The organism is Streptomyces sp. NPDC014995 (genome assembly GCF_043080745.1).
GTDB lineage: Bacteria > Actinomycetota > Actinomycetes > Streptomycetales > Streptomycetaceae > Streptomyces.
Genome location: NZ_JBIBVX010000006.1, coordinates 126688 through 141629 on the forward strand (window position 1 = coordinate 126688; position 14942 = coordinate 141629).

Here is a 14942-nt window from a genome sequence, read left to right on the forward strand (position 1 = left end):
ACGGTCAGCTCCAGGCGTTGCCCTGGTTCTGCCCGCGCGCCCCCTGCTGGCCCATCCCGTACTGGGCTGCGAGACCGGAGCCCACCTGGGCGTTCTGCGGCGGGAGCAGTTCACTCGGCTGGACGAGTGCGAAGCCGGTGCCCATGAAGCTGAGCTCCCAGCCCTCACCGGTGTTGCCGCGGCGCCGCCACACCCCGGAGGAGTGCGTCTGTGCCTGCATCTGCACCCGCAGCCCGGTGGACCAGGCGACGATCGCGTCGGCGTCGCAGTTGACGTACTTGTCGGGCGTGACCTGAAGCATCAGCGGGGCGCCCGAGGTCATCAGGGCGACCCGGCCACGGCCCGTGATGTTGAGCTGGTACTTCCCGGAGCCGGAGATGCCGTAGAGGCTGTCGACGGCGATGACCTCGTGGTGCAGCGAGGAGTCCATGGCGAGGACGTAGCTGCTGTCGACGGTCAGGCCGTCCTGGTCCACGTCCACCAGGTGGACGTGCTGGGCGAGGTTGGCGAGGTAGACGGTTCCCTGGCCGTGACAGCGCATCAGGTCCAGGCCCTCGCCGGTGTGCGCCCGCGAGCGTGACTGGCCGTTGCTCTGGAACTCGGCGTCGAACTCGACGAGTCCCTGGTAGGCGACCATGGTGCCCTTGCGGGCGAGGATGTCGTCGTGACCCTCCAGGGCGACGCGGAGCATCTGCTTGTTCTGCAGGCTCCAGCGCTCCTGGGTCTGCTGGTCGTTGTAGGCGAAAAGCGGGCTCTGCATGTGACTCTGGCTCCCCCTCAGCCCCGGATCCGGAGGCGGTCGGTGCTGTCCTCGCTGGGCTGGACGACGACGATGCCCTCACCGGAGAAGGCCATCTGGTAGGCCTCGCCGCTGCCCCGGCCGATGAGCGACTGTGCCCTGAAGCTGCGCTTGCCCTTCACCTTGAGGTTCGGGGACCAGGCGACGAGCGCGTCGGGGTCGACGTACGTCTCGTTCTCGCCGCCGCCGCAGTCGACGACGATCGGCTTGCCCCGGGAGGTCAGCGCGACCCAGCCCTGCCCGGAGATCTTGGTGTTCCACAGGCCCTGTCCGGCGAACTTCGCCAGCCCCTTGACCCGCTCCACGCCCCATGTCAGGTGGGCGTCGAAGGCGAGCAGGTTGGTGGCGTTGACGGAGATGCCGTCGCCGTTGAGGTTGATCACGACGACGTTGGCGCCGTAGTCGGCGAGGTAGAGCAGGCCGTCGCCGGAGCACTTCATCAGGGGCGCGCCCTCACCCGTCATCCAGTCGCGCGCTACCTGGCGCACGGCGGGCGGGTTGGGCTCGTACTGGATGAAGCCCTCGTAGGCGACCATCGAGCCCACGCGCGCGAAGAGGTCGTTCCCGGTCTGCAGGGCGACCTTCAGCATGTGGTTGCCGTGGTTCTCCATGCGGGCGGTGACGGGTGCGGGGGCGTAGCCCGCGAGCGGCTGGTTCATGACGGGCTCCCTCAGACCTCGTACGGCTGGACGACGATGAAGTTGCCGGGCGCGCCCCGGAACTGGAGGTTGACGCTCTCGCCGGTGTCGCCGGGGTAGGCGTTGCGGCGCATCCGGACCTGGCTGGAGACGACGACCTGGGAGGCGGCCGACCAGGCGACGACGGCGTTGCAGTCGGCGAAGGTGGTGGGCGTGACCGGCAGGACGACGGGGGTGCCGTGCGTCTTCACGACGATCGTGCCGGTGCCCGTGAACTGCATGGTGAACAGCGCGCCGCCGGGGATGCCGTGGCCCTCGATGCGACGGACCTCATACTGGAGGCTCTCGTCGAACGCGAGGACGTTCTCCGCGGAGACGCAGATGCCGTCCCCCTGGAGCTCGATGGGGTGCAGCATCGTGGAGTTCTCGGCGAGGAACACCTGCCCCTGGCCGGTACAGCGCATCAGCTGCATCTCCTGGCCGGTCGCGTTGCCCACGATCCGGCCGGCGAATCCGGCGCCCTTGTAGCTGAAGTCGACCTTGCCCTGGTAGAGCACCATGCTGCCCTGGCGGGCGAGCACGGGCTGGCCTCCGACGCCGAGGTCGACGCGGACCATCTTCCGGGTCTGCTGCGTCCAGCGCTGCCCGGTGGGCGTCTCCTTGAACTGCTGGAGCGCGGCTGCCACACCGGCGCCACCCTGGGGCGCGCCCTGCGGCACGCCGTACGTCTGCTGGCCCGGGCCCTGCCCGAACGGGGGCTGCTGGCCGTAGCCCGGCGGCGGGGTCGGCTGCCCGTAGCCGGGTGCCTGGGGTGCCTGGGGCTGGGTGTAGCCCGGGGGCAGCGGGGCGGTGGGGGCGGCGGCCTGGCCGTAGGGCTGCTGCTGGGGCGGCTGGCCGTACGGCTGCTGGCCGGGCTGGCCGTAGGGTGCGGGAGCCGGGGCCGGCGGCGGGACCTGGCCGCCGCCGGGCGGAGTCATGGGCGCGACGACGGTCGGCGCGGTGTGCACCGGGGGCGGGGTCGCTGCCGCAGGTGCCGCCGGCGGGGCGAAGCCCTGCGCCGCGGGCTGCGGCTGCTGCGGTGCGGGCGCCGGGGCCGGAGCGGGCGCGGGGGCGGACGGGGCACCGAACGCGGGTGGTGCGGCGGCCTGCGCCGGCGGGGCGAAGCCGGGAGCGGCACCGGCCTGCGACGGCTGCGGGGCGGCGGGCGCCTCCTCCTCGGCGACCTCGCCGCCGAAGTTCTTCAGCAGCGCGTCCAGACCGCCGTCGAAGCCCTGGCCGACGGCCGCGAAACGCCACACGTCCTTCAGGTAGAAGTCGCCCAGCATCACGGCCCGTTCGGTCGAGAACTCCGACCCGTCGAACGCGTACCTGGCCACCTCCTCGCCGCCCGCCACGATGCGGAGGTAACCGGGGTTGATCTGGGACATCTGGCCGGCGCCGTCGATGGTCGCCGTGAAGGACAGCTTCTGGATCTGCGGCGGTATCCGGTCCAGGGTGACGCGGAAGGACTCCGTGTCACCGGCCTGGGCGCCCAGGAGCTGGATGGACTCCTCGGGGGACTTCGGCTGGTTGAAGAAGACGAAGTACCGGTCGTCCGAGAGCCGTTCGTCGGCGTCGAGGCCGAAGCAGCTGATGTCGAAGGTCAGGCCGGGGGCGGAGATCTGCACGCCTACGTACAGATCCGTGCCCGCCGTGAGGTCACTGATCCTGGCCTTGTGGCCGCGTTGGAATTCCCTGGGCATGCGTAACGACCGTCCCCCATCCCGAATGCGAGTGCGTCGCGCCAGGCTAACGGCAAACTCGGACACCGGACGAAGTCGGTACAGACCCGGTACACAACCCGTGCGGGACGGTGTCGGACGACCCGCGCGGGCGGCCTCACTCGTCCCGTGCGCCGGGCGGATGCGGCAGGCGCGCGGCGGCGACCACGCCTTCGAGATAGCCGCGGGCCCGCTCGGTGCGCGGGTACGCCTCCAGCAGCCGCCAGAAGTCGGGACCGTGGCCGGGCACGAGCAGATGCGCCAGCTCGTGCGCGAGGACGTAGTCGATGACGTACTCGGGCATGCCCTTCAGCCGGTGCGACAGACGGATGCTGCCCTCGGCCGGGGTGCACGAGCCCCAGCGGGTGTTCTGGTTGGTGACCCAGCGGACCGAGGCGGGGCGGGCCCGGCCCTCGAAGTACTGGGCGGACAGCCGCTCGGCGCGCTCGGCCAGCTCGGCGTCACCGGGTACCCGCCGGCTCTCCTGGGCGGCCAGCTTGTCGAGCATGACGGTCACCCAGCGTTGCTCCTCCGCCTCGGACATCCGGGCGGGGATGAGCACGACGGTGCGATCGCCCTCGCGGTACGCGGAGACCGTGCGACGTCGACGGGCGCTCCTGCGCACCTCGATCGCGCTCGCCCGTGAGCCGCTCGGCGGCTGGCTCGTCGTGCTGCGCTGTGGCGTTCCGGCGCGGTGCGGTGGGTCGGCGGACACGCCAAGACGTTACCCGCTGCACACGGCGGAAGTCCCGCCCCCGGGACGGTCGGGTTCCGATCCCCCACCTCGCGTTTGCCTCGTACGACGGATTTGTACGATGAATCCCCCGGCCTGTGGACAACTTTCGGCGCCGCTCGGCGGGGCCCGGCATGCTGGCACTCGCCGGCGGTGCGAGGTCGCCCCCACGCCCCCGCTCCGCCGGTGTACCGGGGGGTTTCCAGACGGACGGGGGTCTTCGATGCATCCGATGGTGAAGCCCGCGCTGCGGCGCGGCTGGCGGGACCTGAACACCGCGCAGTTCGGGATGACACCGGCGCACGCGATGACGCTGGGCCCGGTGGACACGGCGACGGTCCGTTTCCTGGACCTGCTGGACGGCACCCGCGGGCCGGCACTGCTGCGTGAGGAGGGGTGCCGCATGGATCTGCCCGACGACCAGGTCGACCGGCTGGTGGAGCGGCTGACGCGAGCGGGCCTGCTCGACGACGCGCGCGGCGGCGGACCGGACGCCGACGCCCTGCGGGAGAAGAAGGACGTCCTGGACCGGCTGCGCCCCGACCTCGCGTCGCTGTCGCTGACCACGTCGGAACCGGGCGCGGCCCTCGGGCAGCTGGCGGCCCGGCGCCGGCTGCGGGTGCAGGTGCGGGGCGCGGGCCGGGTGGGCGCGCTGCTGGCCGCACTGCTGGCGGGCGCCGGGGTCGGCGACGTGGACGTGCGCGACGGTGGCCGGGTGGAGCCGGGGGACGTCGCACCGGGCGGGCTGCCCGCCGAGGCGATCGGCGAGCGCCGGGACGAGTCCGCCCGCCGCGTGGTGCGCCGGGCGGCTCCGGACCGCCCACCCCGCGCAAGCACCCGGTCATCGGCCGGTACGGACACCCCCGGCTTCTCCCTGGTGATCCTCGCCCCACGGGACGACGTGTCCGTGCACGCACCCCCTCCGGCAGCCGCCGAGCCCTTGATCGCCTCGGGCACACCGCATCTGTACGCCGGAGTCGTGGAGGCGACCGGCGTGGTCGGCCCGCTCGTCCTGCCCGGCGAGACGGGCTGCGCCGGCTGTCTGCACCAGACGCGCACCGACCGGGACCCGGCCTGGCCTCGGCTGGTCGCGCAGTGGCACTCCGGCAGGCGCCGCTCGGCCCCTGCCTGCGATCTGGCGCTGGCCACGACGGTCGCCGGACTGGCGGCCGCCCACGCGCTCACCTTCCTCGACGGCCGGCTCCCGTCGAGCTGCGGGGCCCGCTGGGAGGTCTCGCTGCCCGTCCTCCAGTGGCATGCGCGACCGGTGTGGGCCCACGCCGCGTGCCCGTGCGGGGCCGCGGAGCAAGGCAGGGAGAAAGGTAAGAAGGAACACACCCCCGAGGACACGTTGTCGCGCGCGACAATGGCGGAGCAACGGCATTCGAAGGAGTTACGCCGTACGGCAGACGCGACGCGGCGGGCTGGGACTTGGAGGGCGCATGTCTGATCTTCCCCGGAAGGCGGTCACCCGGACCGCCAAGCTCGCCGCGCTCCCGCTCGGCTTCGCCGGCCGGGCGACCTGGGGCCTGGGCAAGCGGATCGTGGGCGAGTCGGCGGAGATCGTCGGCCGTGAGCTGCAACAGCGCACGGCGGAACAACTCTTCAAGGTCCTGGGCGAGTTGAAGGGGGGTGCGATGAAGTTCGGGCAGGCCCTGTCCGTCTTCGAGTCCGCCCTGCCCGAGGAGGTCGCCGGTCCCTACCGCGCCGCCCTCACCAAGCTCCAGGACGCGGCACCGCCCATGCCGACCCGCACGGTGCACTCCGTGCTCGCGGAACGGCTCGGCGAGGACTGGTCCGAGCTGTTCCTCGAGTTCGAGGACAAGCCGGCCGCGGCCGCCTCGATCGGCCAGGTGCACCGGGGGGTGTGGCACGACGGGCGGGAGGTCGCGGTCAAGGTCCAGTACCCCGGGGCGGGCGAGGCCCTGCTCTCCGACCTCACCCAGCTCAGCCGCTTCGCCCGCCTGTTGGGCCCCCTCATTCCCGGCATGGACGTCAAGCCCCTGATCACCGAGCTCAGGGACCGCGTCTCCGAGGAGCTGGACTACGACCTGGAGGCGCGGGCCCAGCAGGCGCACGCGGAGGAGTTCGCCGACGACCCCGACGTCGTGGTCCCGGCGGTGGTCCACCAGTGCGACCAGGTGCTGATCACCGAGTGGATCGACGGGGTGCCCCTGTCCGAGGTGATCTCCGGTGGCACCCGGGAGCAGCGGGACCGCGCCGGCCAGCTGCTGTCGCGCTTCCTCTTCTCGGGTCCGGCCCGCACCGGTCTGCTGCACGCCGACCCGCACCCCGGCAACTTCCGTCTTCTGCCCGGCGGCCCCGAAGGTGAGGACGACTGGCGCCTGGGCGTCCTCGACTTCGGTACGGTCGACCGGCTTCCGGGCGGCCTGCCGGTGCCGATCGGCGAGTCCCTGCGGATGACGCTCGACGGCGAGGCGGACGAGGTGTACGCCCTGCTGTGTGCGGAGGGTTTCGTCAAGGAGTCCATCGAGCTGGACCCGGACGCGGTCCTCGACTACCTCCTGCCGATCATCGAGCCGGCCCGGGTCGACGAGTTCACGTTCACCCGTGACTGGATGCGCAGCCAGGCGGCCCGGATCGCCGACCCCCGCTCCCCCGCCCACCAGCTGGGCAAGCAGCTGAACCTGCCCCCGGCCTACCTTCTGATACATCGGGTGACGCTCAGCACGATCGGGGTGCTGTGCCAGCTCGGTGCGACGGTGCGGCTGCGGGAGGAGTTGGAGGAGTGGCTTCCGGGGTTCGTCCTGGAGGACGAGCTCGAGGCGGAGGACTCGGTGGCGGAGGCGTGACCGATCGGTGGGCGCGGCTCACCACGGCGTGACCGATCGGTGGGCGCGGCTCACCACGGCGTGACCGATCGGTGGGCGCGGCTCACCACCAGGGCGAGTCCAGCCGCCCTTCGATCGCCCTGAGGTTCTCGCGGGAGCAGGTTTCGCAGAAGTGGCGCCGGACGCCGTTCTCGACGGAGCAGGTCCAGGTGACAGGCAGTGATCGCCCGGCAGGGGTGCCGCAGCGGGCGCACACAAGAGGCCTGCGCTCCGTCGGGGAGTCGCCGTGGTCGCCGCCTCCGGGAAGACTCGTCACCCCCGGACCATAGCGCCGCGGCCGGTGGATCCACGGGCGCAACGCACCGCGGGGGCCGGTCCGTTCGGACGGACCGGCCCCCGCGGGGAGAGCTTCGCCTCCCTGCCGGGAGGCCACCGCTTCAGGTGGGAGTGGTTACTGCATCACGGCCATGGCGAGCGCCCGGCGGGCACGCAGCGAGGCGCGCTCCGCCCGGCGCTGCATCCGCCGGGCGGTCGCCAGGCGCAGCGCCCGGCGTTCCCGCTCGGCCTCGTGCAGTCGCTCGTGCATATGCGCACGAGCCAGGGCTTCGTGGATGAGTTGCATCTCTCGGGTCCTGTTCTGACGCGAGTCGATCGCGCCGGTGGTGGTGACGTCTTCGGTGCCGGAGCCAGCGGGCTCGTTGGTGGACGGCTTCATCGGGGCCTGCTTCTTGGGGTCGTGCGTGAGGGGGCGGTCGATCGTTCCTGCGGTGTTCATGCCGTGACCGGGTTCTTGCGCGGGCGGCCACGCGGCCGCTTCCGGGCGACGACGACGCCCTGGACGAACAGCTCGCCGCCCCAGACGCCCCAGGGCTCGCGCCGCTCCTTGGCGCCGGCGAGGCAGGCCTCGATCAGCGGGCAGGTGCGGCAGAGGGACTTGGCGTACTCGACGTCCGCGGGCGACTCGGCGAAGAAGACCTCCGGGTCGTAGGAGCGGCAGGGGACGGGTACGCCGAGGTTCTCGATGGCGTCGTCGAGCGCGGTGAGCGCGGTGAGCGGGGTCAAGGTGGAGTCCTCCGTGAGGCCGGGCGGGGGGATCGTTTCGGAAGGCGGTACGGACGGGGCGTGCGCTTCGAGTTGCACGGGTCGTCTTCCTCGTCTGGTCGTTCCGGCCTGTTGGGCCGGGTGGCGGCTGGGTACCGGGTTCTTTTCTTGTCCCGAGGCCCCTTCGCTCCGTCATCCCCGTTGGAGGACAAACAGAAGGGCCGCGGATCCCGGATGGGGTTCCGCGGCCCTGAAGGCGCCGGCCTGATCGACGATCAGGCTGGATCACTCCAGGGTTCTGGCCCACGGAAGGCCCACATCAGGTGGTGGTGCGTCGTCTGCTTCCGGAATCCGGCACCGGTCGCCGTAAAGGCATAGGCCTTCGCCTGTGCCGCTACTGCCGCTTCCAGTGCCTTGGTCGGTCGCTCGCTGCGCTCGCGGACGGGAAGGCCCACGGGGGCAACGGAGGAGGACGCCGGCCGGGCGGCACGAATGCCGGACAGACCGGTGCCCAGGTTCGAGGCGCCGAGCATGCACAGGGAGACGATCGAGCGATCGGTCAGTTTGGCGGTGCTGGTGGAGCTGATGTTGTTGATGATCACTGGAATCGCCTCCTCTCGGCGTCTCGGGGGACCGGGGGTGAACCCAGTCCGTCGGATGTGCAAGTACAGCACGGGAGCAGGGCCTTGGAGAAGGCCTCTGTTCTCGTGCCTAAGAACCTATGGGGATTGCTGGGGCATGCGCAAACTATTTTTTCCACGAGTTCGCGTCAGTCTTCCTCTGCCTGCCCGCTCAGGTCCTGGCCTGCGCAGATGGCCAGGACATCGGCTCCGTAACGGTTGAATTTGCGCATGCCGACCCCCGGGATCCGCGCGAGCTCTCCCGCCTCCTCCGGGACGGTCTCGGCGATCGCCATCAGCGTCTTGTCGGTGAAGACGCAGAAGGCGGGCTGTCCGTTGCGCCGCGCCTGGAGCGCGCGCCAGGACCGCAGCCGCTCGTAGAGCCCTTCGTCCATGTCGGACGGGCAGTCCTCACAGCGCATCAGTTTCATCTCGCCGGCGTCGGTCAGCGTGCGCCCGCAGACCCGGCAGCGGGCCGGGACGCGCCGCGTGCGCCGCGGCACCGCGAGGGCACCCCCCGCCACCGCGCCCGGGCGGCCCCGCTCGACGCCTCCGGTGGCGGCGGTGCCGGCCCGGCCGGCGGCGGCGCCCGTGCCGGGGCGCAGGCCATCGAGGAAGCGGCTGGGACGGCGGTTGGGGCGGCCGCCGGGCGAGCGGGACAGCGCCCAGGAGAGGTGGAGCCGCTCGCGGGCCCGGGTGACCCCGACGTAGAGGAGGCGGCGCTCCTCCTCGATCTGCTCGTCGGTCCTGGCGTAGGTGATCGGCATCATGCCCTCGGCGACGCCCACCAGGAACACGACGTCCCACTCCAGGCCCTTGGCCGAGTGCAGGGAGGCGAGGGTGACGCCCTGGACGGTCGGGGCGTGCTGGGCGTTCGCCCGCTCGTCGAGCTCGGCGACCAGGTCGGCGAGGGTGGCGCCGGGCGTGGCGGCGGCGAAGTCCTGCGCGAGGTTGACCAGGGCGGCCAGCGACTCCCAGCGCTCTCTGACGGCCCCGGAGCCGGCGGGCGGCTGTGGGGTCCAGCCCTCGCCGGAGAGGACGGCTCGCACCTGGGAGGGCAGGTCGACGGTGTCCTCGAGGAGGGTGTCGTTGCCGCCGAAGCGGGCCGCGCCGCGCAGGGCGATGCCGGCCTTGCGCACCTCGGGGCGGTCGAAGAACCGCTCGGCGCCGCGCAGCTGGTAGGGGATGCCGAGGTCGGCGAGGGCCTGTTCGTAGGTCTCGGACTGGGCGTTGGTGCGGAAGAGGACGGCGATCTCGGCGGCCGGGACGCCGGCGTCGAGCAGTTCCCGGATGCGGCGGGCGGCGCCCTCGGCCTCGGCGGGTTCGTCGGTGTACTCGGTGTAGACGGGCTCGGGTCCCGGGTCGCGCTGGGAGACGAGCTCCAGGCGGTGGTCGGCGGCGCGGCCGCGGGCCTGGGCGAGCAGGCCGTTGGCGAGGTGGACGACCTGGGGGGTGGAGCGGTAGTCGCGGACCAGCTTGACGACGGTGGCGCCGGGGTGACGGGTGCGGAAGTCGAGGAGGTGGTCGGGGGTGGCTCCGGTGAACGAGTAGATGGTCTGGCTGGCGTCGCCGACCACGCACAGGGTGTCCCGCTCGCCGAGCCACAGCTCCAGCAGTCGCTGCTGGAGGGGGCTGACGTCCTGGTACTCGTCGACCACGAAGTGCTGGTACTGGGCGCGGACCTGCTCGGCGATGTCGTGGCGGTCCTGGAGGACGGCGACGGTCAGCAGCAGGACGTCCTCGAAGTCGATGACGGCCCGCTCGCGCTTGAGGTCTTCGTAGGCGGAGTAGAGCTGGGCGATCTCGGCGGGGTCGCGGGGGGCTTCGCGGCCGGCCTTGGCCGCGGCCAGGGGGTAGTCGGCGGGGACGGTCTGGGTGACCTTGGACCACTCGATCTCCGCGGCGGCGTCCCGCAGCTCGCCCCGGTCGAGTCGGATGCGGCAGACGGCCGCCGCGTCGGCGACGAGCTGGATCTTCCGGTCCACGATCCGGGGCAGGGAGCCACCGATCGCTTTCGGCCAGAAGTACTGCAACTGCCGCAGGGCCGCGGAGTGGAACGTGCGGGCCTGGACGCCCTGGGCGCCGAGCTGGCGCAGTCGGCCGCGCATCTCGCCGGCGGCGCGGTTGGTGAAGGTGACGGCGAGCACGCTGGAGGGTTGCAGGACGCCGGCGCGCACGCCGTAGGCGATGCGGTGGGTGATCGCCCGGGTCTTGCCCGTGCCGGCTCCCGCCAGCACGCACACCGGACCGTGCAGGGCGGTGGCCACCTCGCGCTGCTCGGGGTCGAGCCCTTCGAGCACCGCGTCGGCCGTGTCCGGTACCCGCGGGAAGAGGGTGGAGTGCGTTGCTGCTGTCACACAGCCATGCTGCCAGGTCGCCGGAGACGGGCGAGCCGGTTGTCCACAGGCGGGCACCCGCAGTCGTATTAATGCGGCGGGCGTCACGTCCAGCCCCTGCGGCACGGTCGCCCCGCTCGTGCGGCGGACGTCACGACCCGCCGGATACCCCGGGCGGGAATGGCGGCCGGTTCGCGGACGTTCCTCCCCTGGACGACTTCCCCGAGCTGCCAGAGGAGCGCGAGCGAGATGCAGGGCACTGTGACGATGTACAGCACCACGTGGTGCGGCTACTGCCGCCGGCTGAAGAGCCAGCTGGACCGCGAGGGCATCGCGTACACCGAGATCAACATCGAGCAGGACCCCGAGTCGGCCGCGTTCGTGGAGAAGGCGAATGGCGGAAACCAGACGGTCCCGACGGTTCGGATAGTTCCCGCCACCGGTGGAGGCGAAGTCGTGATGACGAACCCGAGCCTTGCCCAGGTGAAGCAGGCTCTCGCCGTCTGACGCTGCCCAGCGCCTCGCCCCCTCCGGTCAAGGTCACCGGAGGGGGCCGCTCTGTATGTAGGGGAAGCGGGCAGCGAGCCGCATCCCGGCCCGTGAAGCCCCGCGCAGGGCCAGTCACCCGCCGGCAGGACATGCCGCCGCGCGCCTGTGCGGCGCCTCGCCGGGGTACTTCATGCGACATCGTGCAGACCCACGAACGTGCGTGAACGGCCGGGCGTGCCCCCCGTACGGTCGTGCGCGAGGACCTGTCCGTGCCGCTGTGCGCCCGTCTCAGGTGTCCTGCGAGACTGGGCCCATGCTTGTCCAGCTCCTTGCGGCCACGGGTGTGCTCGCTGTCCTGACCATGGTTCCCGGCCCGGACATGGCGGTGGTGACGAAGCGAGCCATCGCGTCCGGCTGGCAGGACGGTCTGCGCACGGTCGGTGGTATCGCGGCGGGACTGCTCGTCTGGGGTGTGCTGACCGTGGTCGGCCTGGCCGCTGTCCTGGCGGCGTCCGCCACCGCCTACACGATCGTCAAGCTCGCCGGGGCCGTCTACCTCGGGTTTCTGGGTATCCAGGCCCTGCTGCACAGTCGGCGCAGCCATTCGGCGGCTTCGGAGGTGAACGCCCCGTCTCCGTCCGGCAACCCGTGGCGCACGGGACTGGTCAGCAACGTTTTCAACCCGAAGATCGCGGTCTTCTACACCGGCCTCCTGCCCATGCTCGCGCCGTCCGGCTTCTCGCCGCATGGGGGGATGACCCTGCTGGTCCTCATCCACGCGGCCCTCACGCTCGTCTGGCTCGGCGGCTACGTGCTGGTGCTGGCCAAGGCCCGCGCCTTCTTCGAGAAGCCTGCCGTACGACGCACCATGGATCGCATCACAGGTGTCGTCCTGATCGGCTTCGGGGTCAAGGTCGCCACCTCTCACCCCTGAAACGCCGTTGGAACCGCCGCTCCGCGAACGGGGCGGGGTGGCGGCCCAGGCCGCCTGCGCGGCGACCGCCGCCTCGGCGGCACGCCGGCCGTCGGCCAGGGCCGCGTCGGCGACCCGGCACAGTTCCCGTTCCGCTCCTCGCCAGGGTGGCCCGCCGCCACTCGAACGACGGTGGCACACGGCCAAGGATCGATGGCACGGGACTTCAGGCGCTCTCGCCGAGATGGCGGTAGGACAGCCGGCGAAGGGGTGGCCCGGACGGGGGCGGCCACCCCTTCGTCGTGCTCAGACGAAGCCGCGCGTCGGCAGGGGCTTGCCGTACCAGAGCTCGATCAGGCGGGCCGCGATGGAGATGCCGTAGGGCGGCAGGACCTCGCCGGACTCGAACGCGGCGCTCAGTTCGTCGCGGGAGAACCAGCGGGCCTCGTGGATCTCGTCCCCGTCGACGTCGATGTCGGTGGAGGTGGCGCGGGCCATGAAGCCCAGCATCAGGCTGGACGGGAAGGGCCACGGCTGGCTCGCGACGTACTCGACCTGGCCGACGCTGATGCCGGCCTCCTCGAAGACCTCGCGGCGCACCGACTGCTCGATGGACTCGCCCGGCTCGACGAAACCGGCGAGCGTCGAGAAGCGGCCTTCGGGCCAGTGGACCTGGCGGCCGAGGAGGATGCGGTCCTCCTCGTCCGTGACGGCCATGATCACGGCGGGGTCGGTGCGCGGGTAGTGCTCGGCGCCGCAGGCGGGGCAGCGGCGGATGTGGCCGGCCGCCGCGATGACGGTGCGTTCGCCGCAGCGGGAGCAGAAGCGGTGGGTGCGCTGCCAGTTCTCCAGTCCGACCGCGTGCACCATCAGGCCCGCGTCGCGCGGCGACAGCAGCAGGCCCGCCTCGCGCAGGCCCGCCGGGCGCGCGGACTGGTCGATACGGCCGGGCAGGGCGTCCTTCTGCAGGGCGAAGTAGCTGACGCCGTCCTCGTCGATGCCGAGGAAGTAGCGGTGCGCCTCGGTCAGGGGGGCCTCGAAGGAGGGGGTCATGACGAGCTCGGTGCGGCCGTCCGCCGTCTCGTCGATGAGGACCTGGCCGCCGGAGACCACGAAGCAGCGGGTGGTGGGGTGGCTCCACGCCGCGGCGAGCCAGGCCTCGTCGAGCCGGTGGTGGGCGGCCCGGTCGATGCCGCTCGGCGCGGTGAGTGAGATGGGTCGGTCGGCGTTCTGGTCGGTCCAGGTGGTCACGGGTGCTTCCAACTCCCCCGGTGGAACGGTTGTTTCGGCGGGCGGTTCAGCGGGACGTGCGGCAGAGGGCGACCGGGTCGGGTGCGGTGTCGCGGTGCGGGGCGGTCTGTCCAGTGTGCCCCGCGCGCGGTGTCGCTCCGGACCGAGCGGGGTCGTCAGGGCGCATGGCTCCAGGTCTCCGCGAGGTCGCCCCAGAGGTACGCGGTGGTCTCGACGCCCTTGAGGAGGAGGTCCAGCTCGACCTTCTCGTTCGGGGCGTGCCAGCCGTCCGAGGGGACGGAGATGCCCAGGAAGAGCACGGGGGCGCCGAGGACTTCCTGGAGGTCGGCTGCCGGGCCCGAGCCGCCCTCGCGGGTGAAGCGGACGGGGCCTTCGAAGGCGCGGCCCATGGCGCGGACCACGGACTGCAGGGCGGGGTGGTCCAGCGGGGTCAGGCACGGGCGCGTGGCCGGACTGAACGTGATCTCGTGCCGGATTCCGGCAGGCACCCGCTCGTCGGCCCAGGCGCGGACGGCCTTCTCGATGTGGTCGGGGTCCTGGCCGGCGACGAGCCGGAAGGACAGCTTCACGAAGGCCGAGGACGGGATGATCGTCTTGCTGCCGGGGCCCTGGTAGCCGCCGCCGATGCCGTTGACCTCCGCGGTGGGGCGGGCCCAGACGCGTTCCAGGGTGGTGTGTCCGGCCTCGCCGTGGGTGGCGTGCGACCTGGCGGTGCGCAGCCACCGCTCCTCGTCGAACGGCAGTTCGGCGAAGAGCTCGCGCTCCCGGTCGGTGAGCTCGACGATGCCGTCGTAGAAGCCGGGGACGGCCACGCGCGCGTGCTCGTCGTGCAGGGCGGCGACGAGACGGGCGGCCGCGGTGGCCGGGTTGGGCACCGCGCCGCCGAAGGAGCCGGAGTGGATGTCCTGGTCGGGGCCGTACAGCCGGATCTCGCACTCGGCGAGGCCGCGCATGCCGGTGCACACGGTGGGGGTGTCCTCGGACCACATGCCGGTGTCCGACACGATCACGGCGTCGGCGGCGAGCCGCTCGGCGTGCTCCTCGACCAGGGCGCGGAAGTGCGGGGAGCTCGATTCCTCCTCGCCCTCGATCAGCAGCTTGAGGGTGACGGCGGGGGTGGTGCGGCCGGTCGCGGCGAGGTGGGCGCGCACGCCGAGGGTGTGGAAGAACACCTGGCCCTTGTCGTCGGCCGCCCCGCGCGCGTAGAGGCGGTTCTCGCGGACCACGGGCTCGAAGGGGTCGCTGTCCCAGCCGTCCTCGAGGGCGGCGGGCTGCACGTCGTGGTGGCCGTAGACCAGGACGGTGGGTGCCTCGGGGTCCTCGGACGGCCACTCGGCGTAGACGGCGGGTGCGCCGGGGGTCTGCCAGACCTCGGCGGTCGGGAAGCCGGTCTCCTTGAGCTTGGCGGCGAGCCAGTCCGCGCTGCGGCGTACGTCGGCCGCGTGGTCGGGCCGGGCCGACACCGACGGGATGCGCAGCCACTCGGCGAGGTCGTCGAGGAAGACGGCGCGGTGGCGCTCGACGTACGTGCGGACGGCGCTGACCACACTGTCAACGGGATGGCTCATGG

Annotated in this window: 15 protein-coding genes; 4 read left to right on the forward strand and 11 right to left on the reverse strand. The window is 72.1% G+C overall.

Translation table 11 applies throughout. The features are described from left to right. Positions 1–4 precede the first annotated feature (4 nt). The 4 genes from ACF1A1_RS14235 to ACF1A1_RS14250 form a co-directional block, all read right to left on the reverse strand. Positions 5–760: an AIM24 family protein gene (locus ACF1A1_RS14235; RefSeq protein WP_391999804.1), complete on the reverse strand. Its 756-nt coding sequence runs from the start codon at positions 758–760 to the stop codon at positions 5–7. Positions 761–777: 17 nt separating this feature from the next. Beyond that, positions 778–1458, reverse strand: a complete 681-nt coding sequence (locus ACF1A1_RS14240; RefSeq protein WP_365466131.1) for an AIM24 family protein — start codon at positions 1456–1458, stop codon at positions 778–780. Positions 1459–1469: 11 nt separating this feature from the next. After that, complete coding sequence (locus tag ACF1A1_RS14245) at positions 1470–3179, reverse strand: TerD family protein (RefSeq protein ID WP_391999806.1); 1710 nt, start codon at positions 3177–3179, stop codon at positions 1470–1472. A 136-nt stretch (positions 3180–3315) separates the two neighbouring features. Then, positions 3316–3912, reverse strand: a complete 597-nt coding sequence (locus ACF1A1_RS14250; protein WP_391999808.1) for a M48 family metallopeptidase — start codon at positions 3910–3912, stop codon at positions 3316–3318. Between the two features lie 241 nt (positions 3913–4153). Here ACF1A1_RS14250 and ACF1A1_RS14255 point away from each other — a divergent pair, with 241 nt between their 5' ends. Beyond that, positions 4154–5380: a TOMM precursor leader peptide-binding protein gene (locus tag ACF1A1_RS14255; RefSeq protein WP_391999810.1), complete on the forward strand. Its 1227-nt coding sequence runs from the start codon at positions 4154–4156 to the stop codon at positions 5378–5380. Continuing rightward, complete coding sequence (locus ACF1A1_RS14260) at positions 5373–6743, forward strand: ABC1 kinase family protein (protein ID WP_391999811.1); 1371 nt, start codon at positions 5373–5375, stop codon at positions 6741–6743. Before ACF1A1_RS14255 ends, ACF1A1_RS14260 begins: the two co-directional genes overlap by 8 nt. Before the next feature lie 82 nt (positions 6744–6825). Here the strand turns inward: ACF1A1_RS14260 and ACF1A1_RS14265 are convergent, their stop codons facing one another. The 5 genes from ACF1A1_RS14265 to ACF1A1_RS14285 form a co-directional block, all read right to left on the reverse strand. Next, complete coding sequence (locus tag ACF1A1_RS14265) at positions 6826–7038, reverse strand: hypothetical protein (protein WP_391999813.1); 213 nt, start codon at positions 7036–7038, stop codon at positions 6826–6828. Positions 7039–7173: 135 nt separating this feature from the next. After that, on the reverse strand, positions 7174–7497 hold the full coding sequence (locus ACF1A1_RS14270; RefSeq protein WP_391999815.1) for a hypothetical protein: 324 nt from the start codon (positions 7495–7497) through the stop codon (positions 7174–7176). Next, entirely contained in the window at positions 7494–7862 is a 369-nt protein-coding gene (locus ACF1A1_RS14275; RefSeq protein WP_019072119.1) for a WhiB family transcriptional regulator, read from the reverse strand. The genes ACF1A1_RS14270 and ACF1A1_RS14275 overlap by 4 nt, the downstream gene beginning before the upstream one ends. Positions 7863–8038: 176 nt before the next feature. Then, positions 8039–8365 carry a hypothetical protein gene (locus ACF1A1_RS14280; protein ID WP_391999816.1) on the reverse strand — a complete coding sequence of 109 codons (327 nt, stop codon included), beginning with the start codon at positions 8363–8365 and terminating at the stop codon, positions 8039–8041. 167 nt (positions 8366–8532) lie between these two features. Then, positions 8533–10797, reverse strand: a complete 2265-nt coding sequence (locus tag ACF1A1_RS14285; protein WP_391999818.1) for an ATP-dependent DNA helicase UvrD2 — start codon at positions 10795–10797, stop codon at positions 8533–8535. Between the two features lie 171 nt (positions 10798–10968). Here ACF1A1_RS14285 and ACF1A1_RS14290 point away from each other — a divergent pair, with 171 nt between their 5' ends. Then, a complete protein-coding gene (locus ACF1A1_RS14290) occupies positions 10969–11226 on the forward strand; it encodes a mycoredoxin (RefSeq protein ID WP_391999819.1) in 258 nt (85 codons plus the stop codon). A gap of 295 nt (positions 11227–11521) precedes the next feature. Further along, a complete protein-coding gene (locus ACF1A1_RS14295; RefSeq protein ID WP_391999820.1) occupies positions 11522–12142 on the forward strand; it encodes a LysE family translocator in 621 nt (206 codons plus the stop codon). Between the two features lie 285 nt (positions 12143–12427). Here the strand turns inward: ACF1A1_RS14295 and nudC are convergent, their stop codons facing one another. Together nudC and ACF1A1_RS14305 are read right to left on the reverse strand one after the other, a co-directional pair. Then, entirely contained in the window at positions 12428–13372 is a 945-nt protein-coding gene (gene nudC / locus ACF1A1_RS14300) for an NAD(+) diphosphatase (protein ID WP_391999821.1), read from the reverse strand. A gap of 155 nt (positions 13373–13527) precedes the next feature. After that, entirely contained in the window at positions 13528–14940 is a 1413-nt protein-coding gene (locus tag ACF1A1_RS14305) for a dipeptidase (RefSeq protein WP_391999823.1), read from the reverse strand. Positions 14941–14942 lie beyond the last annotated feature (2 nt).